The organism is Bradyrhizobium sp. WSM4872 (assembly GCF_055811715.1).
In genome coordinates, this window is sequence record NZ_JBVVPT010000008.1 from 208141 (window position 1) to 234963 (window position 26823).

The 26823-nt window shown below is 63.6% G+C and carries 20 protein-coding genes and 1 tRNA gene; 11 read left to right on the top strand and 10 right to left on the bottom strand.

The window, feature by feature from the left end; all coding sequences use genetic code 11:
• Positions 1-24 precede the first annotated feature (24 nt).
• The 5 genes from AC0L3C_RS14235 to AC0L3C_RS14255 all read left to right on the top strand — a co-directional run bounded on the left by AC0L3C_RS14235 (position 25) and on the right by AC0L3C_RS14255 (position 4876).
• Positions 25-1125: an LLM class flavin-dependent oxidoreductase gene (locus AC0L3C_RS14235; RefSeq protein WP_473260433.1), complete on the top strand. Its 1101-nt coding sequence runs from the start codon at positions 25-27 to the stop codon at positions 1123-1125.
• A complete protein-coding gene (locus tag AC0L3C_RS14240; protein ID WP_473408274.1) occupies positions 1122-2060 on the top strand; it encodes an ABC transporter substrate-binding protein in 939 nt (312 codons plus the stop codon). The genes AC0L3C_RS14235 and AC0L3C_RS14240 overlap by 4 nt, the downstream gene beginning before the upstream one ends.
• 336 nt (positions 2061-2396) lie before the next feature.
• Entirely contained in the window at positions 2397-3242 is an 846-nt protein-coding gene (locus tag AC0L3C_RS14245) for a CmcJ/NvfI family oxidoreductase (protein WP_473408275.1), read from the top strand.
• 103 nt (positions 3243-3345) lie between these two features.
• Positions 3346-3657: a septal ring lytic transglycosylase RlpA family protein gene (locus tag AC0L3C_RS14250; protein ID WP_007601095.1), complete on the top strand. Its 312-nt coding sequence runs from the start codon at positions 3346-3348 to the stop codon at positions 3655-3657.
• Positions 3658-3706: 49 nt separating this feature from the next.
• The gene (locus AC0L3C_RS14255; protein ID WP_473285107.1) at positions 3707-4876 is read left to right on the top strand and encodes a Gfo/Idh/MocA family protein; all 1170 of its coding nucleotides are present in this window, start codon (positions 3707-3709) and stop codon (positions 4874-4876) included.
• Between the two features lie 237 nt (positions 4877-5113).
• Here AC0L3C_RS14255 and AC0L3C_RS14260 read toward each other — a convergent pair whose 3' ends face one another.
• The 10 genes from AC0L3C_RS14260 to AC0L3C_RS14305 all read right to left on the bottom strand — a co-directional run bounded on the left by AC0L3C_RS14260 (position 5114) and on the right by AC0L3C_RS14305 (position 19146).
• Entirely contained in the window at positions 5114-6424 is a 1311-nt protein-coding gene (locus tag AC0L3C_RS14260; RefSeq protein WP_018457488.1) for an ABC transporter substrate-binding protein, read from the bottom strand.
• 153 nt (positions 6425-6577) lie between these two features.
• Positions 6578-9094 carry an excinuclease ABC subunit UvrA gene (gene uvrA, locus AC0L3C_RS14265; RefSeq protein WP_473408276.1) on the bottom strand — a complete coding sequence of 839 codons (2517 nt, stop codon included), beginning with the start codon at positions 9092-9094 and terminating at the stop codon, positions 6578-6580.
• 174 nt (positions 9095-9268) lie between these two features.
• On the bottom strand, positions 9269-10510 hold the full coding sequence (locus AC0L3C_RS14270; RefSeq protein ID WP_473280617.1) for an ABC transporter substrate-binding protein: 1242 nt from the start codon (positions 10508-10510) through the stop codon (positions 9269-9271).
• Between the two features lie 39 nt (positions 10511-10549).
• Positions 10550-12031, bottom strand: coding sequence for an ATP-binding cassette domain-containing protein (locus tag AC0L3C_RS14275; protein ID WP_473408277.1), 1482 nt, complete (start codon positions 12029-12031; stop codon positions 10550-10552).
• Positions 12031-12957 carry a branched-chain amino acid ABC transporter permease gene (locus tag AC0L3C_RS14280; protein WP_473408278.1) on the bottom strand — a complete coding sequence of 309 codons (927 nt, stop codon included), beginning with the start codon at positions 12955-12957 and terminating at the stop codon, positions 12031-12033. Before AC0L3C_RS14280 ends, AC0L3C_RS14275 begins: the two co-directional genes overlap by 1 nt.
• A 1-nt stretch (position 12958) precedes the next feature.
• On the bottom strand, positions 12959-13834 hold the full coding sequence (locus AC0L3C_RS14285) for a branched-chain amino acid ABC transporter permease (RefSeq protein ID WP_007601104.1): 876 nt from the start codon (positions 13832-13834) through the stop codon (positions 12959-12961).
• Positions 13835-13934: 100 nt separating this feature from the next.
• The gene (locus tag AC0L3C_RS14290) at positions 13935-15176 is read right to left on the bottom strand and encodes an ABC transporter substrate-binding protein (protein WP_473260413.1); all 1242 of its coding nucleotides are present in this window, start codon (positions 15174-15176) and stop codon (positions 13935-13937) included.
• Between the two features lie 252 nt (positions 15177-15428).
• Positions 15429-16532: an NAD(P)/FAD-dependent oxidoreductase gene (locus AC0L3C_RS14295; protein WP_473408279.1), complete on the bottom strand. Its 1104-nt coding sequence runs from the start codon at positions 16530-16532 to the stop codon at positions 15429-15431.
• A 10-nt stretch (positions 16533-16542) separates the two neighbouring features.
• A complete protein-coding gene (locus AC0L3C_RS14300; RefSeq protein WP_473408280.1) occupies positions 16543-17727 on the bottom strand; it encodes a calcium-binding protein in 1185 nt (394 codons plus the stop codon).
• 198 nt (positions 17728-17925) lie between these two features.
• Entirely contained in the window at positions 17926-19146 is a 1221-nt protein-coding gene (locus tag AC0L3C_RS14305) for an SMP-30/gluconolactonase/LRE family protein (protein ID WP_473408281.1), read from the bottom strand.
• A 279-nt stretch (positions 19147-19425) separates the two neighbouring features.
• Here AC0L3C_RS14305 and AC0L3C_RS14310 point away from each other — a divergent pair, with 279 nt between their 5' ends.
• The 6 genes from AC0L3C_RS14310 (at position 19426) to AC0L3C_RS14335 (ending at position 25732) form a co-directional block, all read left to right on the top strand.
• Complete coding sequence (locus AC0L3C_RS14310; RefSeq protein ID WP_473280631.1) at positions 19426-19686, top strand: hypothetical protein; 261 nt, start codon at positions 19426-19428, stop codon at positions 19684-19686.
• Between the two features lie 476 nt (positions 19687-20162).
• A complete protein-coding gene (locus tag AC0L3C_RS14315; RefSeq protein WP_473408282.1) occupies positions 20163-21404 on the top strand; it encodes a hypothetical protein in 1242 nt (413 codons plus the stop codon).
• 373 nt (positions 21405-21777) lie between these two features.
• The gene (locus tag AC0L3C_RS14320; RefSeq protein ID WP_473408283.1) at positions 21778-23340 is read left to right on the top strand and encodes a 2-isopropylmalate synthase; all 1563 of its coding nucleotides are present in this window, start codon (positions 21778-21780) and stop codon (positions 23338-23340) included.
• 293 nt (positions 23341-23633) lie between these two features.
• Positions 23634-24638 carry a TRAP transporter substrate-binding protein gene (locus AC0L3C_RS14325; protein WP_354128132.1) on the top strand — a complete coding sequence of 335 codons (1005 nt, stop codon included), beginning with the start codon at positions 23634-23636 and terminating at the stop codon, positions 24636-24638.
• 194 nt (positions 24639-24832) lie between these two features.
• Positions 24833-25468: a Spy/CpxP family protein refolding chaperone gene (locus AC0L3C_RS14330; protein ID WP_473260400.1), complete on the top strand. Its 636-nt coding sequence runs from the start codon at positions 24833-24835 to the stop codon at positions 25466-25468.
• A 188-nt stretch (positions 25469-25656) separates the two neighbouring features.
• Positions 25657-25732, top strand: a tRNA-Lys gene (locus AC0L3C_RS14335).
• Positions 25733-26823 lie beyond the last annotated feature (1091 nt).

Sequence of the window (26823 nt, forward strand, 5' to 3'; positions counted from 1 at the left end):
CGCCAAACATTCAGGGAGAACATCATGTCGATCGAGTTCATCGGCTTTATCGCCAACAGTAATGCGTCCGAGACCATCGTGCGCCAGGGTCCGCTGCTCGATCCAGCCTATATCGAGACCGTGGCGAAGGCGCATGAGCTCGCGGGTTTCGACCGCGCGCTGCTGGCGTTCCATTCGACCACGCCGGATGCGCTTCAGGTCGCGCAGCATGTGCTGACCATCACCAAGTCGTTAAAGGTAATGATTGCGCAGCGACCGGGCTTTACCGCACCGACGCTGCTCGCGCGGCAGCTGGCGACGCTTGACCAACTCTATGGAGGCCGCGTCTCGCTGCACGTCATCACCGGCGGCAATGCAGCCGAGCTCAGGCAGGACGGCAACACGCTCGACGACAAGGACGAGCGTTACGCCCGTACCAGCGAGTTTCTCGATGTGGTGAAGCTGGAATGGACCAGCGAGAAGCCGTTCAACTACAGCGGAAAGTATTACAACGTCGAGAACGGTTTTTCGCAGGTGAAGCCGCTGCAGAAGGCCGGCATCTACACCTTCGTCGGTGGTGGCTCCGACGCTGCGATCGACGTCGCGGGCAAGCATGCCGACACCTTTGCGCTGTGGGGCGAATCCTATGCGCAGGTGCGTGACGTCACCTCGCGCGTTCACAATGCGGCCGTCAGGCAGGGCCGTCCGACGCCGCGCTTCAGCCTCTCGGTGCGACCGATCATCGCCCCGACCGAGAAGCAGGCCTGGGAAAAGGCGGAAGAGATTCTTGCGCGCGCCACTGCGCTCCAGGACAAGACCGGCTATCGCAAGCCCGCCGACGGCCATGCCACCGCCGGCGCGCGGCGCCTGCTCTCGCTCGCCGACCAAGGCAGCCGCATCGACAAGCGGCTGTGGACCGAGATCGCAAAGCTCACCGGCGCCAACAGCAACACCACCGCGCTGGTCGGCACGCCCGAGCAGGTCGCCGAGGTCTTCGGCGACTATTACGACCTCGGCGTCAACCATTTCCTGATCCGCGGCTTCGATCCCCTGATCGATGCCATCGAATACGGCCGCGAGCTGATCCCGCTGACGCGCGAGCTGATCGCCAAGCGCCAGGCCGTTCGCGGCGAGGCGGCGGAATGATCCGTCTCATGCTGGCCGGTGCGCTGCTGTTCGGCTCGTTCGAACTGGCAGCAGCGCAAACCATCCTGCGAGTCGGCGACCAGAAGGGCAATTCGCAGGCGGTGATGGAAGCCGCCGGCGTGCTGAAAGACGTTCCCTACAAGATCGAGTGGAAGGAGTTTCCCGCGGCTGCGCCGCTGCTGGAAGCGCTCAGCGCTGGCGCGATCGAGACCGGTCTCGTCGGCGACGCACCCTTCACCTTCGCCGCCGCCTCCGGCGCGCCGGTGAAGGCGATCGCCGCGATCCGGCAGACGCGCGAGGGGCTTGCCATCCTCGTGCCCGAGAATTCGCCGATCAAGAGTTTTGCGGATTTGCGCGGCAAGAAGATCGCGACCGGTCGCGGCTCGATCGGGCATCAGCTGATTCTCGCCGCGCTCGAGAAGAACGGCTGGGCTGCGGCTGACGTGCAGATTGCGTTCCTGGCGCCGTCCGATGCCAAGATCGCCTACACGCAAGGCTCCGTCGACGCTTGGTCCACCTGGGAGCCTTATGTCAGCCAGGAAGAGGTGCTGTTCAAGTCGCGCCGTGTCATCACCTCGGAAGGCCTGACACCGGGGCTGAGCTTTCAGGTCGCGCGGCCCGCTGCCATCCGCGACAAGCGCGCGGAGCTGACCGACTTCGTCCGGCGCCTCACCGCGGCGCGGGCGTGGTCGCTGAACAATCTCGACAGCTATGCCGCGACCTGGGGCAGACTGATGAACATCCCAACTGCCGTGCCGCAGAACTGGCTGTCGCGCGCAAAAATCCGGATCGCGCCGATCGATGACGGCGTGGTCGCGGACGAGCAGAGCACGATCGATCTCTATTTCCGCTGGGGCCTGATCAAGCAGAAGCTCGATGCGGCCGAGATCGTAGATCGCTCGTTCTCGGATGCGATTGCGAAGGCAGGGTTGTAGTCGCCAAGCACACGCTGTGTCCCGGACGCGCTGCAGCGTGCAACGCTGCTGCGCAGAGCCGGGACTCATGCCACACAGAACACGCTCTCGGTTAGATGGGCCCCGGCTCTGCGGCGCACCACTGCGTGATGCGCCGCGTCCGGGGCACGAGACCTCACAAACACTCAAGCGTCCGTGAAGCGGAAAGACCGCATTCCAATCCAAGCCGCTTCATCGATACGTTCCTTCTGCATTTTCCGCTCGCGACAATACCCGCATTGCTATTTGCACGACCTCCCTTGCAGCACGCCTGGTCCCGTCAAAAATCATCCAGACGACCACATCGGGAGACCGGCCATGGGCCTGCAAGAAACAAGAATCGAATCGCTTCCTTTCGTCACCGCTGAACTCAACTATCTCGCGCCGGTTTCGGGCAAACCGCGCACCTACGCCTTCGATCCGCCGCCTGGCGAGCCCAAAAGCACGTCGCTGCCGGAGCCGCATCTGGTCCCGATCTTCGATGGGCGACTGATCGCGCAGAGTTTATCGCTCGACCGCGAAGGCTTTGCGCTGGTGCGGCATCCAACCCGGATAAAGGACTTCGGCAACGACGACGAGGTGAGGGCGGTCTACTATCCCGCCGTGGAGGCCTTCCTGCGCGCAACGCTGAAAGCAGACCGCGTCGTCATCTTCGACCACACCGTGCGCAGGCGCGTCGAGGGTGCCGCGGATATGCGCGACGGTGGCCCGCGTCAGCCGGCAACGCGCGTCCACGTCGACCAGACCGCCGTCTCAGGCGCCAACCGCGTGCGCGAGCATCTGCCCGATGAGGCCGCTGAGTTGCTGAAGGGCCGCGTCCAGGTGATCAATCTGTGGCGGCCGATCCGCGGTCCCTTGCGAGATTCGCCGCTGGCGATGGCTGACGGAACGACGGTCGCGCCCGACGATCTCGTCGCCTCCGATCTGATCTATCCGAGCCGTCGCGGCGAGACGTATTCGGTGAAATACAATCCGAACCATCGCTGGTTCTATTTCCCCGAGATGACGACGGACGAAGCGCTGCTGCTCAAGTGCTACGATTCCGTAACCGATGGCCGCACGCGCTTCGGGCCGCACACCGCGTTCGTCGATCCGACGACGCCGGCGGATGCGGCGCCGCGTGAGAGCATCGAAGTCCGCACGCTGGTCTTTCACAAACAGTAACAATGTGTGATGGCACCGCCGGGCGCGGCCCGGCGGCGGCTCAGGAACCCACGGGAACCAACAAGCGTTGCTGGGCGGGGCAGGGCCAACCCGGAGCGGTGCCGTGCGAGCGCAGACCACGCTATTTTCTTGCCTTGCCACTTTTTCGCTTTCTGCAGTTTCCTTTGCCCAGGCCGAAAGCGGGCTTGCCTCTTATTACGGATACGGAAAAGCCGGGAAGGGCGAGCTGACCTGCGCGCACCGGACGCGCCCCTTCGGAAGCGTGCTGAGGGTGTCCTACGGCAGCCGCTCGATTCAATGCCGCGTCAACGATCGCGGCCCCTTCATCCGCGGCCGGATCGTCGATCTCTCGGTCCCGGCTGCCAAAGCGCTGGGCATGATGAGTGCCGGCGTGGTGCGGGTCTCGGTGGAATAGACCTGCCAGGACGCTATAGTGCTGCCCAAAGCATGGGTCAGGGGGCACTATGGCCAGGATCAGGGTGGGACTCGTCGGCTGCGGCTTCGTGTCGGAGCTGCATATGTACGCGTTCCGGCGCGTCTATGGCGTGGATGTCGAGGTCGCGGCGGTCGCTGCGCGTGGCGACCACGTCATGGAATTTGCACAGCGCCACCAGATCCCACGGGTCCATCGCAGCTTCGCCGAGCTGATCGCAGAGCGCGAGCTCGATGTCATCGACATCTGCACGCCGCCCAATCTTCATGCGGGGATGATCGTCGCCGCCATGCAGGCCGGCAAGCATGTGATCTGCGAAAAGCCGTTCGCCGGTTATTTCGGCCGAGACGGCGACCAGCAGCCGATCGGCAAACATGTGCCGAAGGCGCTGATGTATGAGCGTGTGCTGGAAGAGATGGACGCCACGCGTGCCGCGATCGAGCGCACCGGAAAGCTCTTCATGTATGCCGAGGACTGGATCTACGCGCCGGCGGTGACCAAGACCGCGGAGATTCTGAGAGCGACGAAAGACAAAATCCTGTTCATGAAGGGCGAGGAGAGCCATTCCGGCTCGCACGCGGCCCATGCCGCGCAATGGGCGATGACCGGCGGCGGCTCGCTGATCCGGATGGGCTGCCATCCGCTCTCCGCCGTGCTGTATCTCAAGCAGGTCGAGGCCAAGGCGCGCGGTGAGACCATCCGCGTTGCCAGCGTCAGCGGCGATGTCGGCAATGTCACGGCCGTCCTCAAGCCGGAGGAGCGCACCTACATCAAGGCCAATCCGGTTGACGTGGAGGACTGGGGCACGCTGACCGCGACGTTTTCGGACGGCACCAAGGCCACCGTGTTCTCCGGCGACATGATCATGGGCGGCGTGCGCAATCTGATCGAGACCTACACGTCAGGCGGCTCGCTGTTCGCCAACATCACGCCGAACACTCATCTGATGAGCTACCAGACGTCCGAGGAGAAGCTCTCCTCCGTCTACATCACCGAGAAGGTCGATCGCAAAACCGGCTGGCAATATGTCTGCCTCGAAGAGGAGTGGACGCGCGGCTATCTCCAGGAGATCCAGGACTTCATGGAATGCGCCGCGACGGGACGGCAGCCGCTGTCGGATCTGACGCTGGCGTATGAGACGATCAAGGTGAACTACGCCGGCTATTGGGCGGCGGAGGAGGGGCGGCGAGTAGTGTTGTAGGGAGCGTGATGAACTCACTGAACTAGCCACAGGCACAGTGCCAATCCTTCTCCCCTTGCGGGAGAAGGTGGCGCGAAGCGCCGGATGAGGGGTTATCTCCGCGAACGCAAATGTGAGAGGATCGCTCGCGGAGATAACCCCTCACCCGTCTCGCCGCTGCGCGGCGAGCCACCCTCTCCCGCAAGGAGAGAGGGGAAGATGGCGCCGACGCGGACAATCCATTTCGGCACGCCGCCATTACGTCCCGTAGGTCGATCCCTTCGGTAGCGGAAACACCGGGTCCCGCGTCCGGATGTTCGTCGGCCACACCACCGAGATGTGCTCGCCGGCGTTCTGCATCACGACAGGGGTCGAGCGCTCGTTCTGGCCCGACATCGGCGTGCCCGGCGGGAAGAATTTCACGCCATAGCCCTGGATGGTGCCGCCGGCGGGAATGTCGACGTCGAGCGCGGCCTTGCGGATCGCTTCGGGCTCGAAGCTGCCGTACTTCTCCTTGGCGACCGGCAGCACGTTGTTGAGCAGAATCCAGGTCTGGTTGAAACCCATCGAGCAGTGCGGCGGCACGTCGGTGGCGCTGGTCTTGGCCTGGTAGCGCGAAACCATGGTCTTGGTCAGATCGCCGATTCCAGGCGCGAGCTTGGAGGCATCGAGCAGCTGGGCCGGCACCGGATCGATGTTGCAGAAATTGTCGATGTCGGGGCCGAAGGTCGCGCGCAGCTTGTCGAGCTGGCTGTAGCCGGCGCCCGCGCCGAACAGCATCTTGAAGCGCAGGCCGCTCTCGCGGGCTTGACGCAGGAACAGGGTGATGTCGGGGTTGTAGCCGGCATGCGAGATCACATCGACCTTGGCGCGCTTGAGCTTGGTCACGAGCACCGAGAGATCGGGCGCGGACGCCGAATAGCCCTCGCGCATTACCACCTGGATGCCCGCCTGCTTGGCATAGGCCTCGTCGGCCGCCGCGACGCCGACGCCATAAGGGCCGTCCTCGTGGATCAGCGCAACCTTGACGTCCTTCGGGTCCATGCCGAGCTTGCCTTGCGCGTGCTCGGCGACGAAGCCCGCGAAGGCCTGGCCGTACTGATCGGAATGGATCTGCGCGCGAAACACGTATTGCAGGTTCTTGTCCTTGAACACGGCGGTCGAGACCGCGGTCGTGATCCAGAGGATCTTCTTCTGCTGCTCGACCTTCGCGGCCATAGGCACGGCATGCGCGCTGGAATAGACGCCGTTGATGATGTCGATCTTTTCCTGGCTGATCAGCCGCTCGGCCTCGTTGATCGCCACGTCCGCCTTGCTCTGCGAGTCCGCCGCGACCGGCACGATCTTGGTCTTGCCGCCGATGCCGCCCTTTTCGTTGACGAGGTCGATGGCAATCTGGGCACCGACCGACGAGGCGACCGAGCCGCCGGCGGCGAACGGGCCGGTGAGGTCGTAGATCAGGCCGATGCGTAAATTCTCGGCTTGCGCCTGGGCGCGTGTCCAATCAAGGCTGAGTGCGGCGGCGGCAGCCGCCGAGCTCTTCAGCAGCTGCCTGCGTGAAGTCGGCATCCTATCCTCCCTCAAAAACCGTTTTATGATTTGGTCTTGTTATCTTTTTTCAAAGTATGGGGAGCGGGGCGGCGGAAAGTCAACATGGCGAAAGTCGGGGTCCGGCCTCCGCGACGCAGAACGCAATTGCGAAATGGCTGACGAGACCGCGCGCTATTGTTTCAAGCGACGGGCGAGATAGCCGGCGGTCTTGCCGCCGGCCTCGGCGACCTCTCGCGGTGTCCCCGATGCCACGATACGGCCGCCCTCATCGCCGGCGCCGGGACCGAGATCGATGATCCAGTCGCTGTGAGAGACGACATCCATATCGTGCTCGACCACGACCACGCTGTTGCCGGCGTCCACGATACGTTCGAGCTGGGCGATCAGCCGCTCGACATCCCTGGGATGAAGACCGGTGGTCGGCTCGTCCAGGACATAGAGCGTGTGACCGCGCTGCGGACGCATGAGCTCGGTCGCGAGCTTGATGCGCTGGGCTTCCCCGCCCGACAATTCGGTGGCGGACTGACCGAGGCGGATATAGCCGAGGCCGACCTCGCGGACGACCGATAGCGACCGGTTGAGGGTTGCATCCTCGCGGAAGAATTCGAAGGCCTCGTCGACGCGCATCGCCAGCGCATCCGCGACGGATTTTCCGCGGATCTTCACCTCGAGCGTCTTGTCGTTGTAACGCGCGCCCTTGCAGGTCGGGCAGGGTGCGTAGACGCTGGGCAGGAACAGAAGCTCGACGCAGACAAATCCCTCGCCCTCGCAGGTGCTGCATCGGCCTTTCGCGACATTGAACGAGAAGCGCCCGGCATCGTAGCGGCGGGATTTTGCCTGGGGCGTCGCGGCGAACAGCTTCCGGACGTGGTCGAATAAGCCGGTATAGGTCGCAAGGTTCGATCGCGGCGTGCGGCCGATCGGCCTCTGATCCACCACGACAAGGCGATCGATCTGGTCGAGGCCGGCGACAATCTCGCCGCCCAATGTCTCGACTGTGGGTGCTGCCAGGCTGTCCTCGTCCGCTTCCGCGGTCCGTGCATGGCCGAGATGCTCTGCCACGGCATCGACGAGGAATTGACTGATCAGGCTCGATTTGCCGGAGCCCGATACGCCGGTCACGCTGGCGAGAACGCCGAGCGGGATATCCACATCGAGGCCGCCAAGATTGTTGCGGGTCACACCCCTGACTTTCAGATGCGCCTTCGGCTCGCGGCGGGCCGTCGGCAGCGGCTTTCGTGGATGCGCGAGATAATGGGCGGTTCGCGATTGCGCGACCTGCCCGAGCCCTGCGGGGCGCCCGCTATAGAGGATTTTCCCGCCGCCTTCGCCCGCATCCGGCCCGACATCCACCAGCCAGTCGGCATGCTTGATCACCTCGATCTCATGCTCGACCACGAAGATCGAATTGCCCGCGTGCTTCAGCCGGTCCAGCGCCCGTAGCAGCGCCTCGGTGTCGGCGGGATGCAGGCCTGCGGATGGTTCGTCGAGCACATAGACGACGCCGAACAGGTTGGAGCGAACCTGTGTCGCAAGACGCAGCCGCTGCAACTCGCCCGGCGACAGCGTCGGCGTACTGCGCTCGCAGGCGAGATAGCCTAGGCCGAGGTCGAGCAGGACGGCCAGCCGCGCCGACAGGTCCTCGCAGATGCGCCTGGCGACGATAGTCTTCTCCGATGCGTTATCCGTCGAAGCCTTTGCGAACGGCTTCATCACCTCCTGCAACTGCTTGAGCGGCAGATGGGACATTTCGGCGATATTGAGACCGGCGAACTTGACCTTGAGCGCCTCGGGCTTCAATCGCGTGCCATGGCAGGTCGGGCAGTCCTGGGTGATCATGAATTGCGCGACGCGGCGCTTCATCATCGCACTCTCGGACTTGGCATAGGTCTGCATCACGTAGCGCTTGGCGCCGGTGAACGTGCCCTGATAGCTCGGCTCCTCCTTGCGGCGGAGGGCTCGTTTGACTTCTGCCGCAGTGTAACCGGCATAGACCGGAACGGTCGGCTGCTCCTCCGTGAACAGGATCCAGTCGCGGTCCTTCCTGGGCAGCTCACGCCAAGGCTTGTCCACGTCGTAACCCAGCGTCGTCAGGATGTCCCGAAGGTTCTGTCCCTGCCAGGCACTCGGCCAGGCCGCGACGGCGCGCTCGCGAATGGTGAGGGTGTCGTCGGGCACCATGGACTTTTCGGTGACGTCGAGCATCCGGCCGATACCGTGGCAGGTCGGGCAGGCGCCTTCCGGCGTGTTCGGCGAGAACGACTCCGCATAGAGCATCTTTTGTCCGCGCGGGTAATCGCCGGCACGGGAATAGAGCATCCTGAGCAGGTTCGAGAGGGTCGTCACGCTGCCGACGGACGACCTCGTCGTCGGCGCGCCGCGCTGCTGTTGGAGCGCGACGGCGGGTGGCAGGCCTTCGATGTCGTCGACCTCAGGGATCTGCATCTGGTGGAAGAGGCGCCGCGCGTAAGGCGACACCGATTCCAGATATCGCCGTTGCGCCTCGGCGTAGATCGTCCCAAAGGCGAGCGAGGATTTTCCGGAGCCCGACACGCCGGTGAACACGACGAGGGCGTTGCGTGGAATACTGACGTCGACGTTCCTGAGATTGTGCTCACGCGCGCCGCGCACGCGAACGAAGCCGTCATCCTGCGTCAGGCCATCTGGTTGTCTTGATCGGTCGTCCATCTCGCTGCTCCGGCCCACGCCTGGGAGGTTAACGGCAGGATCGCAAGATGGGTCCACCGATGACAGCGTACCAATGGCGTTCTGCACAAAACAAAGGCCCGTCGCGGCTGGAGCGACGGGCCTTGCAAAGGCGATGGGGGCGCTCGGGACGGGGCCGGTGCCCAGTCCGGCGTGTTACTGCGACAGCTTCACGAAGCTCGGAAACTTCAGCTTGCCTTCCGCGATCTTCTCGGGCCAGACCACGACCTGCTTGGAGTCCTGCCACTGGAAGACCAGGCCGGATACGGTCGTCGGACCGGACTTGATGCCGTGGGTGAACTCGTCGTCCTTGCCGTAGAACTGGATGCGGCCGATCGTGCCCTCGTAGTCGGTCTTTTCGAGTTCAGCGACCATCTTGTCGGGATCGGTCGAGCCCGCGCGCTTGATCGCCTCCGTGATGAAGTAGACCTCGTCGTAGGCGGTGTAGCCGGTATAGGCCGGCGGCGAGCCGAACTTGGCCTTGAACGCCGCCGCGAACGGCTTCGTCTTGGAGGTCACGGCGACGTCGGGCGTCGCGACCGCCAGCGACGGGACGCCGTCGGCGGCGCCATTGGTGTCCTTCCAGAAGGTCGGGCTCAGCGCCTGCGCGCTGATGCCGAACATCGGGACCGGCACCTGCTGGTTCTTCCACTGCACGGTCGGCTGCACGCCGACATGCGAGATGCCGGTAACGATGACGTCCGGCTTCTTGGCCTCGATATTGTTGAAGATCGGCGTGAAGTCGGTGGTGTCAGGCGAGAACCGCACGTGCTCGACGACCTTGAGGCCTGCTTTCGGAAGACAGGCCTCGTAGCCGACGTCGAGCGGCTTGGTCCAGGCGGCGTCCTCGCTCATGATCGCGACCGTCTTGAACTTGAGCTTGTCGACCAGCAGATCCTTGGCGGCGTCGCAGACGAGCTGCGCTTGCGCGGCCGAGGTCAGATAGCCGTGGAAGGTGTACTTGTTCTTCTCATAGTCGTTATGGATCGCCTTGGTGATCTCGTTCGAGGCGGCACCGGGGGTGATCAGCGGCATCTTCAGCCGCGCCGCCCAAGGCTCGAGCGCCAGCACGACTTCGCTGATGTAGCTCGCGATCACGGCGGAGACCTTGTCCTCGCTCACCGCGCGCTGGAACGCGCGTACCGAGTCCGCCGAGGAGCTCTTGTTGTCGTAGGTCACGATCTCGATCTTGCGGCCGAGAATGCCGCCCTTGGCGTTGATCTCGTCGGCGGCGATCTGCGCGCCGCCCGGCGTCGCGGCGCCAGCGATCGACTGCACTTCGGCGATGACGCCGATCTTGATCGGATCGTTCGACTGCGCATAGGCGGGAGCGGCAAGGCACAGCGCCAGCGCGGAGGCGAGGAGAAAGCTGCTGTTCAAATTCATCGATGGTCGCATGGTCGTTTCCCTTTGCTTGTTTTGTTGTTGATATGCGAACTAGAGAAAATCGGCGCCAGCTTCCGCGGCGAAGCGACCGGGATCGCCCTCCCAGACGATCCTTGCATGTTCGAGCACATAGACGCGGTCGGCATGCGGAAGCGCGAAGGTCACGTTCTGCTCGCCGAGCAGCACCGTGATCGAGGTCGTCTGCCGCAGTCTCGTTAGGGCCTTGGACAGGAGTTCGAGGATGACGGGGGCGAGGCCCAGCGTGGGCTCGTCCAGGATCAGGATCTGCGGCTGCATCATCAGCGCACGGCCGATCGCAAGCATCTGCTGCTCGCCGCCGGAGAGCGTCTGCGCCATCTGGCCCTGACGCTCCTTCAGGATCGGGAACAGCTCGAACAGCCAGGCGAGCTGTGCCGCGCGCTTGTCGTCGGCCAGATGCTGCCCGCCGAGGTCGAGGTTTTCCCGCACGCTCATCTCGCCGAACAGCTCGCGCGATTCCGGGCACTGCACGAGGCCGCTGCGGGCGATCTTCGCCGGCGTCGTGCCGCGCAGCTTCTCGCCGCTGCGCACGATCTCGCCCGTATAAGGCAGGAAGCCGGAGATGGTGTTGAACAACGTGGTCTTGCCGGCGCCGTTGAGGCCGACGATCGAGACGAACTCGCCCTCATGGACGTGGATCGAGACGTTCTCCAGCGCCTGCGCCTTGCCGTAGAACACGCTGACATTCTCGACCTGGAGCAGCGGCACCTTGTCCTTGAAGCTCGTCTCGGGTCGCGCATGGGTCTCGATGGCGCCGCCGAGATAGACCCGCCGCACCGTCTCGTTCTTCATGACGTCATCGGCCTTGCCCGTGACGATCTCCTCGCCGAGATACATCGCGAGCACGCGGTCGACCAGCGCCGCGACACTTTTGACGTTGTGGTCGACCAGCATCACCGCGCGGCCCTCGTCGCGAAAGCTGCGGATCAGGTCGGAGAAAACGTCGACTTCTGCGCGCGTCAGCCCGGCAAAGGGCTCGTCCACAAGCACGACCTTCGGATCGCGCGCGATCGCCTTGGCGAGCTCGAGCCGGCGCAGATCGGCGAAGGGCAGCGTCGGCGGGCGACGGTTCATAACGCTGCCGAGCCCGACGCGGTCGGCGATCCATTTGGCGCGCTCGACCAGCGCCTTGTCCGGAAACAGCATGAACAGGCTGTCCGGCAGCAGCGCGACCATGATGTTCTCCAGCACGGTCTGCCGGTTCAGCGGCCGCGAATGCTGGAACACCATGCCGAAGCCCTTGCGCGCGATCTTGTGCGCGGGAAGGCCGGCCACGTCCTCGCCCTCGAAGATCACCTCGCCTGATGTCGGGCGCTCGATGCCCATCACGCTCTTCATTGCGGTCGACTTGCCCGAGCCGTTCGGCCCGATCAGGCCAAAAATCTCGCCGCTATTGACCTCGAAGCCGAGGTTCTTCACGGCCGTCAATCCGCCGAAGCGCTTGGTCAGGCCACGGACTTCGAGCACGGCCCGGTTTGAAGATCGCATGTCCATCACGAGCGCGCCTCACGCGAGAGGGCCGCTCCGAGGAAGCCGCCAGGGAAGAACAGTACGACGAGGAGCGCGACGGCCGAGACGATGAAGGTCGCGAGCTCGCCGGTCGGCCTTAAGAACTCGCCGGCGACGATCAGGAAGATCGCGCCCAGCGCGGCGCCAAGCACGGTGCGCCGGCCACCGAGCACGGCCGAGACGATGACGTTGACGCCGACCGCGACGTCGACGACGGTGCCGACCGAGGCGGTGCCAAAATAGAACACCAGCAGCGCGCCTGACAGCCCCGAGAAGAACGCACTGACGATGAAGGCGGCGAGCTTGTGCTTGACGATGTTGAAGCCGAGCGCGCCGGCCTGCACCGGATCCTGGCCGCTGGCTTGCAGCACCAGGCCAACAGGCGATTGCGACAGGCCATAAAGAATGGCCGCCGAGATCGTCATGAAGCCGAGCGCGATCCAGTAATTGACGCCGGCATTGATGGAGATGACGTCGGGGATGGTCAGGCCGATCTCGCCGCCGGTGAGATCGGCGAACACCACGATGAAATTCTGCAGCATCAACACCGCGACCAGCGTGGTCAGGCCGAAATACGGTCCGCGCACCCGCAGCGCCGGCAGCGCCAGCAGCAGGCCGGCAATGACGGAGGCGAGCGCGCCGAGCACGATGCAAGCGTAAACCGACCAGCCGAACTGGGCATTGAGGATGCCGGCGGTGTAGGCGCCGACGCCGATCAGGAAGGTCGGCCCGAAATTGACCTCGCCGGCGAAGCCGAACAGCAAGTCCCAAGCCATCGCGAACACGCCGAAATAGAAGGCGACGGTGAGAAGCCCGAGCACGTAGCCGGAGACGTAGAGCGGCAGCGTCGCCGCGATGACGACCAGCGCGAGCGAGACGAAGAACAGGCGTGTCATAAAGAAGCTGGCCATCTCAGCGCCTCCCTAGAAGGCCCTGGGGCCGGATGTACATCACGAACACGAGCAGCAGCAGCGCCGGAATGGTGCGGTAGGCCGGCGAGACCAGGTAAGCCGTGAGTGTTTCGAGATAGCCGACCACGAAGGCTGCGATCAGCGAGCCGGAGACGCTGCCGAGGCCGCCGAGCACGACGATCGAGAACGCGCTCGCGGTCAGCGGTCCGACGCTGTAGGAGCTGACGCCGAGGAACATCCCGAGCAGCACGCCGGCGATGCCGGCGAGGATGCCGTAGATCGCCCACACCACAACGTAGATGTTGGTGAGCTCGAGGCCGAGCAGAGTGACACCGCGCGGGTTCATCGAGGCCGCCAGCACCGCCTTGCCGGTGCGGGTGCGGTTCACCAGGAGCCACAACAGCGCGATGACGAAGCAGCACACGATCGCGGTGAAGATCTCATTGCTGGGCGTGCGGACGCCGAGGATTTCGACGACGCCCTCGACGATCGGCAGCACGGTTTTGGCGTTGTTGGTGAAGAAATAAGCGATCACCTCCTGGATCATGATCCCCCATAGCAGCGTGCCGGTGAGGACGAAGATCTCCTTCTCTTCATTCGGGATGCGCCGGGAGTCCTGGATCGGCTTCACCACCGCGAAATAGGTGGCGAAGGATGTGAGGAGCGCGACGCCGACCCCGATCAGCGCGCCGGCATAGGTGCCGACATTCAGGATGCTGGCGGCGGCCCAGGCCGCCACCGCTGCCGCCACCATGATGGCCCCGTGGGAGAGGTTGAGGACGCCGGACACGCCGAAGATCAGCGTGAAGCCGGTGGCACCGAGAGCATAGAGAGCGCTGATGGCAAAGCCATCGATCAGAATCTGGAAAGCACGCATCTAGAATTGGCAATCTGATTTATGAGAGACGATGTTGCTGGGGCAACGTGCGGGGCCGCATGTGGAAGCTCCCGGGAGCTGGTCCCGGGAGCGTGTCCTGCTAGTTCGAGAGCTTGATGAAGCTCGGGAACTTGATGTCGACCTTGGCGACTTCCTTGGGCCAAACCGCGCTCTGCTTGCCGCCCTGCCATTGCAGCATCAGCCCGGTGATCAGGCCCTTGCCGTATTTGATCGAGTGCGTGAACGGATCGTCCTTGCCGTAGAACTGGACGCGGCCGATCGTGCCTTCCCAGTCGGTCTTCTCCAGCGCATCGACGAGCTTGTCGGCGTCGGTCGAGCCGGCGCGCTTCACGGCGTCTGCGATGTAGTAGACCTCGTCATAGGCCGTGTAGCCGGCATAGGAGGGATAGTTGCCGAACTTCTTCTTGAAGGCTTCGGCGAACGGCACCGATTTGGGTGTCACCGCGACGCCTGGGCCGGAGACGCCCTGGTAGAGCACGCCTTCCGCCGCCTGATTGGTGTCCTTGCCAAAAGTCTCGTTGGTCGCCTGCGAGGCGATGCCGAACATCGGGATCGGCACCTGCTGGTTCTTCCACTGCACCGTCGGCTGCACGCCGACATGGGAGATGCCGGTGATGATCACGTCGGGCTTGGCGCCCTCGATCTTGTTGAAGATCGGCGTGAAGTCGGTGGTATCCGGCGAGAAGCGGATGTGGTCGAGCACCTTCAGCCCGATCTTGGGCAGGCATTCCTCGTAGCCGATGTCGAGCGGCTTGGTCCAGGCGGCGTCCTCGCTCATGATGACGGCGGTCTTCATGTGCATCTTGTCGACCAGCAGGTCCTTGGCGCCGTCGCAGACGGAAAGCGCCAGCGCGGCGGAGGTCAGATAGCCGTGGAAGGTGTACTTGTTCTTCTCGTAGTCGGCATGCACGCTCTTGCTGATCTCGTTGGACGCGGCACCGGGCGTGACGAACGGCGTCTTCAGCCGCGAGGCCCAGGGCTCAAGTGCCAGCACGACTTCGCTGATGTAGCTGGCTATGACCGCGTTGACCTTGTCCTCGTTTACCGCGCGCTGGAATGCGCGCACCGAATCCGCCGAGGAGGAATGATTGTCGTAAGAGACGATCTCGATCTTGCGGCCGTCGACGCCGCCATTGGCGTTGATCTCGTCGGCGGCGAGCTGTGCCGCCTGGGGGATGGAGGCGCCGGCAATCGCCTGCGCTTCCGCGATAACGCCGATCTTGATCGGGTCGGCCGCGAGTGCCGCGCCTGAGGTCATCAACACAGCGGTTGCGGCGGTACCGAGTGCTATTCGCAACGCAACAGAGAGCGGTTTCTTCATCTTGTTCTCTCCCTTAACAGGCCTCTTATGAGCCATTATGCGCGCGACTATACCGGCGGAGACATTCTCGGCAAGTGAAACCGCGTTCAGGATTGTGAGGCACGGACTAAAGTCTAGCGCTGCGCAAATAGCGGGCAGGAAAGCTCCCGGACCCGTTTCACGCGCAGGCATGCAGATTTCGTTGGTAGGCATGCGCAGCTATCGCGGGCGCACAGCAACCCGATCGCTGAATTGCGATGCCGTCGCGTTGGCTCAGCGCGCTCGCAGCAGCAATGGATCGAGTGGCGAGAGGCGGGCCGGATCGAAGGACGAGATGTCGACGTTGCTCGTCGCACCCTCCGCGATCAGTTGCGCCATGGCCTCGCCCGTGGCGGGCGCATTCAGGATGCCCCATACATTGTGCCCGGTCGCAACATAGAGACCTTCACTTTGCGGCACCTTGCCGATCAGCGGCAGGCCGTCCTGTGTCACCGGCCGGAAGCAAGCCTGCTGCGCAATGATCCTCTCGGAGCGGAACAGCGGTGACAGCCGCTCGGACATGGTTTGCAGGCGCGCGATCGCGTCGTGGTCCGGCGTCACGGCAGCCGGATCGAGCGGAAGCGGCGCGATGTCGGAGAGAGCGGTGATATGCGTGCTGCCGTCGGCGCGAGGAAAGACCTCGATCGACACGGCGCTGCCATTCTCTTGAGACTCCAGGAACAGTGCATCGGCCGGCGCATCCGTGCCGGTGTCGTACACGATGCTCGGGCTGCGCTGGCCGTAGACGGCGGGCAGGCTCATCCATTGCGCGGCGAGCAGCGACCATGGTCCCATCGCGATCACGACGGCGTCCGCCTCGACGATGCGGCCGTCGACCTCGACGCCCGTCGCGGTCGTGCCGTTCGCATCGCGCATGATGCCGGTCACCTGGCCGGTGCGAAGCTCGGCGCCTAGCGCGAGCGCCGCGTTCATCACGGCCGAAGTGAATTTTTTGGGGTGAACGATCGCGGTGGTCTCCATCGTGCCGATGCGCTGCGCGATGATGACGCCGTTGCTGAGCCAGCCGAGCGCGGACGGTGCATTCCGGCGTGGATGGCCATCAGCAGTAACGAGGCCGCTATAAGCGCCCATCGGGCGATAGCCCCAATCGCCTGCGATCTCGTCCGGCAGCTGCGCATGGATCGCAAAGCTCCGTCGCGCCAGCGCACCGAGCGGCGAGCCCTCGCACCAGTCGCGCGCGAGGAAGCCGCCGGCCTTGCCGGACGCCGCGGCCGCCACCTCCGTCCGCTCCACGACGAGAACATCGATGCCGCGGCGGCGGAGAAACCAGGCGGTGCAGGCGCCGATCACGCCGCCGCCGCAGATCACAACGCGCACGAATGCTCTCTCATACAATGAAATCCTTTGCATGGAGATCCGCGGTATGGACCCCCTCCAGCGTGATCGTATCGGTCGCGGTCAGGTGGATCACGGCGTTTCCTGTGCTGTTATCGCTGATCAGGCTTTTCAGCGCCGCCCAGTCTGCGAAGCCGTAATCGTGCAAATTGATCAAATCATGCTCTCGCGCCGTGCTGCCGACAGCCTTGTTGCCCTGGTCGAAATCGTTGATCACGTCCAGGCCCGAGCCCTTGTTGAAGACGAAACCGTCGTCGTTCGGTCCGCCCCAGAACTGGTCATTTCCGCGACCGCCGTTCAGCATGTCCTTGCCGCCCGTGATCGAGCCGGCCGTGAACGGGGCGTAGGTCTGTGCATCGCCATACAGCAAATCGTCGCGGCGGCTGCCGAGGAGGATATCATCTCCGCCATGCGCATTGCCTGACATGTTCGAGGCGTCTCCCACGAGCACGATGGACGTGGAGTCCGGGTTGCCGTTGACAGCCGCGATCAGGATATCGTTGCCGCCACGGGCATCGTCGCTCATGTAGCCGGCGTCTCCGACCAGAGACGCGCCGCCAGATTGGGCTGCGGCACCGACGGTGTAGCTGAGGATGTCGTTGCCGCCGTGCGCATCGCCGCTCATGGAGACGAGGGCGTCGCCCGATATCGAAGCGCCGCCGTAACTGCCGACCTGGGTCACGCTGAGGATATCGTTGCCGCCATGCGCATGATCGCTCATGGCACTACCGGAGTCTCCGCTGAACGCGCCGGACGATCTGTTTCCCATCGATGCAATGACGACGTCATTGCCGCCGCCCGTGTCGGCCGACATGGCGGTTTCGGCATCGCCAAAAACACCGAGGGTCGCGTAGATCGATGTCGATGCATCGACATGAAGCACATCGTTGCCGCCATGGGCGTGGCCGGACATCGCCTGCGCATCGCCGTCCAGGAACACGTAATCGCCGAAGCCTGTGACGGTTGCAGCGAGATGGTCGTTTCCGCCGCGGGAATGTCCTTGCAGGGTCTGGTCGTCGCCAACGAATGTCAGGACCGCGTTGCCCCCGTCGACGGTCGCGATCATCTTGTCGCTGCCGCCGCGGGCGTCGTTCGGCAGGCCCGGGTCTCCGAACTCGGTCACGAATTGCTGGGACCCAACGCTGACGATGATGGTGTCGTTTGGCATACGGCGCATCGCGCAACTCCCCGTTCAAGTCGGGCGCGGGAACGAAGGGCATCATGCCTTCGCACCGCGCTGCGGCCCTTCCGCGCGATACAATCTTCGTTGGATTGATGGCGGAGATTTGCCCGGGGCGTAGCTTGATTGCGATCAGGGAACCGAGGGCGCCGGCGGTCCACGCCGACGCCCGTGCTTGTGGTCTCTCGCGCGGGCTTAGCCCGGGCCTGCGCCCTGCGTGGCCGTGTACACCGCATAGAGCGACTGGCTCGCGGCCATGAACAGGCGGTTGCGCTTGGGGCCGCCGAAGCAGATGTTGCCGCACACTTCGGGCAGCCGGATGCGGCCGAGCAGCTTGCCGTCCGGCGACCACGTCGTCACGCCGCTGTAGCCGACGGCGCGGCCCGCATTGCTGGAGGCCCAGACATTGCCGTTGACGTCGCAGCGCACGCCGTCCGGCCCGCACTTCACACCGTCGATCACGCACTCGCTAAACCGCTTCTGGTTGGTGAGCTTGTTGTCGGTGCCGACGTCGAACACGAAAATCTCGCCCTTGCCGCCGGGCCCGGTATCGCCGGGTCCCTTGCCGGTTGAGACGACGTAGAGCTTCTTGAAGTCCGGCGAAAAACACAGCCCGTTCGGATCCGGCACCTGCTCCTCGGTGACGACGAGGTCGACACGGCCGCTAGGGTCGATGCGATAACAATTGGTCGGCAGCTCGCGCTTGCCCGGTGCGAAGCCGGCCGGCTGTCCAATCCGCGGATTGAGCTTGCCGCCGGAATTGCTCGGACCGCCCGCGGCGTCGGGCTCACCTTCGTAGAGCTGGCCGCCATAGGGTGGATCGGTAAACCAGTAGCTGCCGTCAGGATGCGCGACGACGTCGTTCGGCGAGTTGAGCTTCTTGCCGTTGTAATTGTCGCAAAGCACGGTCGCGGTGCCGTCATGTTCATAACGCGTCACCCGCCGGGTCAAATGTTCGCAGGAGAGTTGACGGCCCTGGAAGTCGAACGAGTTACCATTGGAGTTGTTGGACGGCGAGCGGAACACGCTGACGCGACCGTCGTCTTCGCTCCAGCGCATCTGCCTGTTATTGGGAATGTCGCTCCAGAGCAGATAGCGGCCCTGTGCACTCCATGCCGGGCCTTCAGCCCACAGCAGGCCCGTATAGAGACGCTTGATCGCCGTGTTGGGCTGCGCGAGATCGTTGAAGGACGGATCGACCGCGATGACGTCGGGGTCCCAGAAATAGGTGGTCGGCGCGCCGTTGGGACCGAAATCGCGTGGTGGGGTGGTAATCGTCGTCGGCGGCGCGGCAGGTCCGGTCTGGGCCCGCGCGGAGCCGGCGCCGGCTATTGTGGCGGCGCCGAGCGCAAGCCCCTGAACGAGCGTTCGTCGTGAAAGCGCAGCATCATGGTCACGCTGCTTTTGGCGTGTCATCGCGTCCTCCCGGTCATGTTCGGCTGGCCGGTTGATCCGGCCGAGCAGGGCAAGGTTAGTCCGGTCCGATGACGGTTGCGAGGGGGAGGTACGCATCCTCAGCGAGATATCGGGGCGGCAAAAGCGCTGCAACCTCGAACATGGAAACGACAAATTCATCCGGCGTGACGGGTTACCGGAACTGCGCTCGGGGCATGGCCAAGCTGTGGAGCATTTCAAGCCTTGACCTCCTGCGCGAGGCTGGCAGAACGTCATCCCGGGCGTAAGTCGGAGTTCGCTGTGGCTGTCATCGTACTGGTTTTGCTGCTCGGGATTGCATTTGCGGCCGGCTATTTCAGCCGCGACTACGTCTCCCGCAAAAGGCGAGCCGAGGCGCGCCGCTGGCGGGAGTACAGCGAGCCGGATTGGCTCGGCGCCAACGCCCCAGCCAACACCAACGATATCGCCATCGCCGGCAAGGCTGCGCCGGTCGCCACCGGCGAGCTCGGTCAGATGCTGAACCGTTGGGAGAGCAGGGCTCGCGCTCGCCGCGTTGGGTAGCGGCCAGATCGCCTGATGGCTGATCGTCTGTACCCCTGGTCCCGAGCGGCTCGGAGCGTAGAGGCGTGTCTGCGCATCGAGTCCACCTCCCGGAAAGCAAAAGACGAACGCGTCGGGTGTTACTGCGGCGCTCGCTCTTGTGCCGGTCATAGGCTCGTTGCGAGCAAGATGACCGAGTCGGCGGCAGCAGTCCCGGGGCGGCGCGGGTCATCATGTCGCCAAGTGGGCCGCCGGCGAAAGCGCGTGTGCACTGCCACCTTGCCCGACATGCGGCGATTTGCTCGCGCAATTCTCCCAGGTTGTGTGAACCATTTAACACACCTGATGTCGCAATGCGCCTAATCGTGGCTCGACTGGATTCACCGGCAGGCGCAAAGGAGCCCGTCATGAGAGCGGCAGGGGTTGTCGTCGTTCTGGCTATGATTGCGGGCTCGTCATGCCAGGCCGATGAGTGTCAGAGCTTTTCGGCGAGTACAATGAAGGCGAATGGCACGGTTGCTCCGGCCAAGTGGCGAGTCGACTATCCGCCGGTGCGCCCCAATCCCAATGATCCGCAGCCTTGGGAATCGGTCGATTTTCGCACCAAGCCGGCTGACTACATGAATGCCGTGCTCAGTACCGCGAAGACGTTCTTCAAGATCGCGGATCGCAAGCTCGTCGGCACCGGTCAGGAGGAGTGGTGGATCTCGCAATGGCTCGACTACGGAAACTCCGGGCGCGAGCCGTTGATGGGGCTGACCAAGGAACGCGGCCCCGATCCCGGCGATCTGTCCAAGACCAACGCACGGGGTTCCCAGGTCTGGGCGGTCGGCTTCTACAACCGGCCGGGAGCAGCAGTCTTCGGGGAGGTCTTCGCCGAGCCCTGCAATCCGTCTTTCCCGGTCGCGATGAAATTTCCGAATGACACTGTCTCCGTCAAATTTCTGTTCACCGATGCCTCACCCGACGAAGTTGCCTACCTCCAGGGCGCACCGGAATACGACGCCTTTATCGACAATTTGGGCGCTGGCTCCGGCGGTCAGGATCCCAGCACCCGCACGATCCGGTCGGTGCGCCTGCTTCAGGTCGATATTTCAGTGAAGGATTCAGCGAAGACTGGTCGGTCGCTGGACACCGGATGGGTGTTCGGGACGTTTGTCTGGCGCGGCCCGGCAAAGGGCGACGCCCTGTTCGACAATCTCGTGCCGGTATCGCTGCAATGGGGCAACGATCCCGGTGTCTACGACGGCGCGATCCGTGAGAGCTGGATCAATCCCGATTTGCGGAACGTGACCTATGGCTGGGACCAGCGTCTCACCATGGGCTTCATGGGACGCGCCAACGGACCTGCCGACAATATCCGCTCATCCTGCCTGTCGTGTCACTCAGCGGCGCGCACGCCGCGCGCCTCGATCGGGCTGCTCGACAGTCGCTTCAACATGGACGACCTCGCCAATTCTGCGAAGGTGAAGGGCCACATCGACACCTGGTTCCAGAACATCAAGGGCAGCCAGCTCTTCCAACCGTCCGAGCCGGCTGCATCGACGCTCGACTATTCGCTCCAGCTCGAGGCGGCGGCGTTCCGAATTTGCCTTGCCTGCCAGGCCGGCGACCTTCGCGGTCCGACGCCCACCTTGTGTCGCAGCAGCGGCTTCTACAATCGGCCGGTCTGCAACGCACCTCTGGAAGTGAGCGTCCGCAAGCGGTTGCTCGACCTCGTGCCGCCCCCCCGGCAATAAGCCGGGGAAACCAGGTCAATCCTTCTGTCCATCTTTTGGCGTTGCGGTTGCTGCCATTTCTCGTCTAGAAACGGCAGATCGAGCCTCCCGGCAACCAACCGTCAACGGTTTTGACCGAGGATTGAGGGCTCAAAGGGTCTGGCAATGCTGATTCGCGGCCAAATCGATGGGATTTCGGGGGAGGTGGCTCTGGCCGCCGCCACGATCCCGGCCGCGCTGCTGCCCACCCTCCTGATTGGCGGGCTTCTTCTTACCTGCCCCTGAGGGCCGGCTGGGCGCGATGCGCCTGGGCGCTCAGGGGTTGGTCGAGATCACCGGACACCTCAAGCGCCCAGAAGACTGACGGCGCAAAAGCTCAAAAGGAATTTTCGAAATGGCCCCCGTGAACAAGTCCGATAAGGACCGCGTCATCATTTTCGACACCACCCTGCGCGACGGCGAGCAGTGCCCCGGCGCCACCATGACCTTCGAGGAGAAGCTCGAGGTCGCCGAGATGCTGGATGATATGGGCGTCGACGTCATCGAGGCCGGCTTCCCGATTACCTCGGAAGGCGACTTCCAGGCGGTCAGTGAGATCGCTCGCCGCTCCAAGAACGCCGTCATCGCCGGTCTGTCGCGCGCCCATCCGGCCGACATCGACCGCTGCGCAGAGGCGGTGAAATTCGCCAAGCGTGGCCGCGTCCACACCGTGATCGCGACTTCGCCGCTGCATATGCGGGTGAAGCTGAACAAGACCCCGGAGCAGGTGCTCGACACCTCGGTTGCCATGGTCGCGCGCGCCCGCAACCAGATCGACGACGTCGAATGGTCGGCCGAAGACGGCACCCGCAGCGAGATGGACTATCTGTGCCGCATCGTCGAAGCCGTCATCAAGGCCGGCGCCACCACGGTGAATATTCCGGACACTGTCGGTTACACCACGCCCGACGAATACACCCAGTTCATGAAGACGCTGATCGAGCGCGTGCCGAACTCGGACAAGGCGGTGTTCTCCGTGCATTGCCATAACGACCTCGGCATGGCGGTGGCGAACTCGCTGGCCGGCGTCATTGGCGGCGCGCGCCAGGTCGAGTGCACCATCAACGGCATCGGCGAGCGTGCCGGCAACGCCGCGCTGGAAGAGATCGTGATGGCGATCAACGTCCGCAATGACAAATTCCCGTTCTGGAACAAGATCGACACCACGCAGCTGACCCGCGCCTCCAAGGTGGTGTCGGCGGCGACCTCGTTCCCGGTGCAGTACAACAAGGCGATCGTCGGCCGCAACGCGTTCGCGCATGAGAGCGGCATCCATCAGGACGGCGTGCTGAAGGACGCTTCCACCTACGAGATCATGCGGCCCGAGATGGTCGGCCTGAAGCAGTCCTCGCTGGTGCTGGGCAAGCATTCCGGCCGCCACGCCTTCGTGCACAAGCTGGAGGAGATGGGCTACAAGCTCGGCCCGAACCAGCTGGAAGATGCGTTCACCCGGATGAAGGCGCTGGCCGACCGCAAGAAGGACATCTACGACGAGGACATCGAGGCGCTGGTCGACGAGGAGATGGCGGCTTCGCACGACCGCATCAAGCTGACCTCGCTGACCGTGATCGCCGGCACCCATGGCCCGCAGCGCGCGACCATGAAGCTCGACGTCGACGGTCAGATCAAGATCGAGGAGGCTGAGGGCAACGGTCCGGTCGACGCGGTGTTCAACTGCATCAAGCGCCTGGTGCCGCACGAAGCCAAGCTCGAGCTGTACCAGGTCCACGCAGTGACGCAGGGCACCGACGCGCAGGCCGAAGTCTCGGTGCGGCTGTCGCATGAGGGACGTGCGATGACCGCGCGCGCGGCGGATCCTGATACGCTGGTGGCCTCGGCAAAGGCCTATCTCGGCGCGCTCAACAAGATCGTCATGAAACGCCAGCGCGACACCGTGACGACCGCGGCGGCGAGCTGACTTAACTTCGCCTCTCCCGCTTGGGGGAGAGGGCGACACGCCTGGGTGATGCGACGCATCGTCCCAGGCGTTGCCGGTGAGAGTTCTCTCCACGCGGGGCGTGTCCCGACCTGGAGGTACCGTTGGCCTCATCCCTCTCCCGCAAGCGGGCGAGGCAGCGCAGCGGTATTCATGATGAATACCTGCCCTGCTAAGGGCCAATAGCGGCTCCGCCTCCCAGCCGCTATTGATGCAACCGGCATAAGGATCGGCCACCCGCGCGAGGAGTGGCCCAAATAACAAAGGGAGAGATTATGCGCACCTTCGCGATCGCTGCGTCCATGGCGGTCCTGGCTCTTGGCTTGACCGGGCCGGCATCGGCCCAAGCGCCCATCATCATCAAGTTCAGCCACGTTGTGGCTACCGACACGCCGAAGGGCAAGGCGTCGGAGAAATTCAAGGAGCTCGCCGAGAAGTACACCGGCGGCAAGGTCAAGGTTGAGATCTATCCGAACTCGACGCTCTACAAGGACAAGGAAGAACTCGAGGCGCTCCAGCTCGGCAGCGTGCAAATGCTGGCGCCGTCCAACTCCAAGTTCGGCCCGCTCGGCATCCGTGAGTTCGAGGTATTCGATCTCCCCTACATCCTCCCTGATCTGAAGACGCTGCGGAAGGTGACGGAAGGTCCGCTCGGCGCGAGGCTGCTCAAGCTGCTCGAACCGAAGGGCATCACCGGCCTTGCTTATTGGGACAACGGCTTCAAGGAGATGAGCGCCAACAAGAAGCTGGTGACGCCGGCCGACTATCAGGGCGTCAAGTTCCGCATCCAGTCCTCGCGCGTGCTCCAGGCCCAGTTCAAGGCGCTTGGCTCGCTGCCGCAGGTGATGGCGTTCGGCGAAGTCTACCAGGCGCTGCAGACCGGCGTCGTCGACGGGCAGGAGAACACCTGGTCGAACATCTATACCCAGAAGATGCACGAGGTGCAGAAGTACATCACCGAGAGCAACCACGGCTACATCGGCTACGTCGTGATCGTGAACAAGAAGTTCTGGGACGATTTGCCGGCCGACATCCGCGACCAGCTGACGAAGGCGATGAAGGAAGCGACCGACTTCAACAATACGCAGTCGCAGAAGGAGAACGAGGACGCGCTCGCCGAGATCAGGAAGAGCGGCAAGAGCGAGATCATCAAGCTCACGCCGGAGCAGGACGAGGCGATGCGCAAGGCCATGGAGCCGGTCTACAAGGACGCCGCAGGCCGCATCGGCCAACCGTTGATCGACGAGTTCCAAAAGGAAGCGAAGAGCACGACGAACTGATTTGAACGGACGATGAATGGGGGCTTCCGTGCCGGGCGCGGAGCCCCTTTTGTTGCGAATGATTTCCGATTGCGACTGAATGAAAATTCAGGAGCGTTATATCTTCGAAAGAAGGCGCTCCCTGTCCAACTTGTAAGTTGCACGTAAGCTGCGCTGCGCCCATCCTCACGGCATCCTTCCAGAGGAGAGTTCGCATGAGGAAGTTCACCATCGCCGCCATCGCCGTGCTCAGCATCGCCGGCTCGGGCGCGGTCTATGCCCACTATCATCGCCCGTGGATGCACGAGCACATGCGCCACATCCGGATGAACCCGGAAGATCGCGCCGCCATGGTCGACGCGCGGATCGCCGCCGTCCATGCCGGGCTGAAGCTCAACGCCGACCAGGAAAAGCTGTGGCCGCCGGTCGAGGCCGCCGTGCGCGACTTCGCCAAGCTGCGCATCGACCGCGCCAATGCGCGGATGAATGCCGGTCCCGGCGATGCCGGCAGGGACGCGAATAGAGACGCCAACAAGGATGCCGACAGGCCGGAGGATCCGGTCGCCCGCCTACGCCAGCGCGCCGAGGACATGGGGGCGACGTCGGCGGCCCTAAAGAAGATCGCCGATGCCGCCGATCCGCTCTACAAGACCCTGGACGAGGGCCAGAAGCGGCGCCTCGCCGTGCTGACCCGCCACCGCGGCCCGTTCGGCGGCGGCGAAGACGGCCCGCGCCGCCACTTCATGGAGGGTGGCATGGACCGCATGATGGAGCGCGGCATGGACCATTTCCACCGTGACCGTTTCGACCGCGACGGCGGCCCGGACCGGGACCGCGAGGGCCGGCTCTGAGCCTGCAAGGATTGCTCCGGTCACCCTTGGCGAAGCCGCTGGAATCCAGCGGCTTTTCGCTTTTTTGGGGAGGTGGGCACGCCCTTGGCATACCCTTGTCATAGCCTTGGAAAACTTACGTGCCATCGCTTGCCAGACCCGGATCGCTTTGCTAAACGACCGGCCTCGCAAGGCTTTAACCGCCTTTCGGGCGCATAGCTCAGTTGGTAGAGCAGCTGACTCTTAATCAGCGGGTCCCAGGTTCGAGCCCTGGTGCGCCCACCATTTAAATCAAGACCTTAGCGAGAGAAACCGTTCGAGAAGGCCGAACTAAAACGGTTTTTCAAGCGGCCGGGCGGCGACTCTCGGCATTGTGATGTGCTCTCCTCGTCTCCGCGGAGGCCAAAGGCGTCTCGAAGGCCGCCCGACAGAACTGCTCCATCAATGTTGTGCATCTGGGGCAGAGCCGCCCGACATGGTCGGCATCTTCCCACTTCCTTTCAATGTCATCGGCGGCGCATCGGGGCAGCTGCGCCGCGCTCCCATCGAAGTAGTGGTTGAAGTCGACGTGGACCCTCATGTTGTCCGGGCGGTAGGCCGCCATGCGATCGTAGAGAAGAACGGACGCTGCTCCGAACGCCGATAGACCGATTTGTGCATCGGTGATCTCGAGTCTTCCGTCTCCGGGTCGATCGGCAGGTCACGAACCCCGGCCTTGAGGAAGCCTCCCGCCTGCTCATGTGCACCCGCGGGATTGGGCGACAGCCGTAGCATACTGCCGTCGTGTTTCAGGCAGGAGGGATGAGCGAAGCTCCTGCGAGCAACCAGTTGAGCGCGACGAAATTCGCCCCTCCTTTGCTTTGGCGTTGCGTTCGGCAGCATACTCTCGGCACTGTTCTGCGCTTGGCACTGCTGTTGCTCCTGTCAAGAAGCTTAGCTTACGTCCGATAGCCAGAAGAGAATTGAAGCAGATCAAGCAGGCAGCTCGCAAATCGATTTTTGCCATTACCTGTTACATTAGGCCAGTTACCGCCGGCGAATGAGAACAGATCGCAATTGTCGTCGCATCGTGAGAAAAGCCGCTCCCTGGGCGGTGGACAGAGCCACCGCGCAAGGACAAACGCGGCCTAGCGCGGCATGCTTATGTTTAGCAAAGCCCCTTGCAAAACCGACCGCCAAGTCAATGTCCGATCGGCAAATATCAATGAGCGACCTGCACATGCTGCGGGGACCCGCTGGCAGGGAGCACACCGAAGCACAGCATTGCAACGTGTTTGGCAAGACGGGATTCCACGTGACATCAGTCACAACGGTGACACGATTTGCAGTTTATCGCGTCCCGCGCAGCGGGCTGACTCTCCTCGTTACCTGGTAGG

Excerpts from the sequence above, each read along its gene's own strand:
- AC0L3C_RS14235 (WP_473260433.1), top strand. The coding sequence starts at position 25 with ATGTCGATCGAGTTCATCGGCTTTATCGCCAACAGTAATGCGTCCGAG.
- AC0L3C_RS14240 (WP_473408274.1), top strand. The coding sequence starts at position 1,122 with ATGATCCGTCTCATGCTGGCCGGTGCGCTGCTGTTCGGCTCGTTCGAA.
- AC0L3C_RS14245 (WP_473408275.1), top strand. The coding sequence starts at position 2,397 with ATGGGCCTGCAAGAAACAAGAATCGAATCGCTTCCTTTCGTCACCGCT.
- AC0L3C_RS14255 (WP_473285107.1), top strand. The coding sequence starts at position 3,707 with ATGGCCAGGATCAGGGTGGGACTCGTCGGCTGCGGCTTCGTGTCGGAG.
- AC0L3C_RS14260 (WP_018457488.1), bottom strand. The coding sequence starts at position 6,424 with ATGCCGACTTCACGCAGGCAGCTGCTGAAGAGCTCGGCGGCTGCCGCC.
- uvrA (WP_473408276.1), bottom strand. The coding sequence starts at position 9,094 with ATGGACGACCGATCAAGACAACCAGATGGCCTGACGCAGGATGACGGC.
- AC0L3C_RS14270 (WP_473280617.1), bottom strand. The coding sequence starts at position 10,510 with ATGCGACCATCGATGAATTTGAACAGCAGCTTTCTCCTCGCCTCCGCG.
- AC0L3C_RS14275 (WP_473408277.1), bottom strand. The coding sequence starts at position 12,031 with ATGGACATGCGATCTTCAAACCGGGCCGTGCTCGAAGTCCGTGGCCTG.
- AC0L3C_RS14280 (WP_473408278.1), bottom strand. The coding sequence starts at position 12,957 with ATGGCCAGCTTCTTTATGACACGCCTGTTCTTCGTCTCGCTCGCGCTG.
- AC0L3C_RS14285 (WP_007601104.1), bottom strand. The coding sequence starts at position 13,834 with ATGCGTGCTTTCCAGATTCTGATCGATGGCTTTGCCATCAGCGCTCTC.
- AC0L3C_RS14290 (WP_473260413.1), bottom strand. The coding sequence starts at position 15,176 with ATGAAGAAACCGCTCTCTGTTGCGTTGCGAATAGCACTCGGTACCGCC.
- AC0L3C_RS14300 (WP_473408280.1), bottom strand. The coding sequence starts at position 17,727 with ATGCGCCGTATGCCAAACGACACCATCATCGTCAGCGTTGGGTCCCAG.
- AC0L3C_RS14305 (WP_473408281.1), bottom strand. The coding sequence starts at position 19,146 with ATGACACGCCAAAAGCAGCGTGACCATGATGCTGCGCTTTCACGACGA.
- AC0L3C_RS14315 (WP_473408282.1), top strand. The coding sequence starts at position 20,163 with ATGAAGGCGAATGGCACGGTTGCTCCGGCCAAGTGGCGAGTCGACTAT.
- AC0L3C_RS14320 (WP_473408283.1), top strand. The coding sequence starts at position 21,778 with ATGGCCCCCGTGAACAAGTCCGATAAGGACCGCGTCATCATTTTCGAC.
- AC0L3C_RS14325 (WP_354128132.1), top strand. The coding sequence starts at position 23,634 with ATGCGCACCTTCGCGATCGCTGCGTCCATGGCGGTCCTGGCTCTTGGC.
- AC0L3C_RS14330 (WP_473260400.1), top strand. The coding sequence starts at position 24,833 with ATGAGGAAGTTCACCATCGCCGCCATCGCCGTGCTCAGCATCGCCGGC.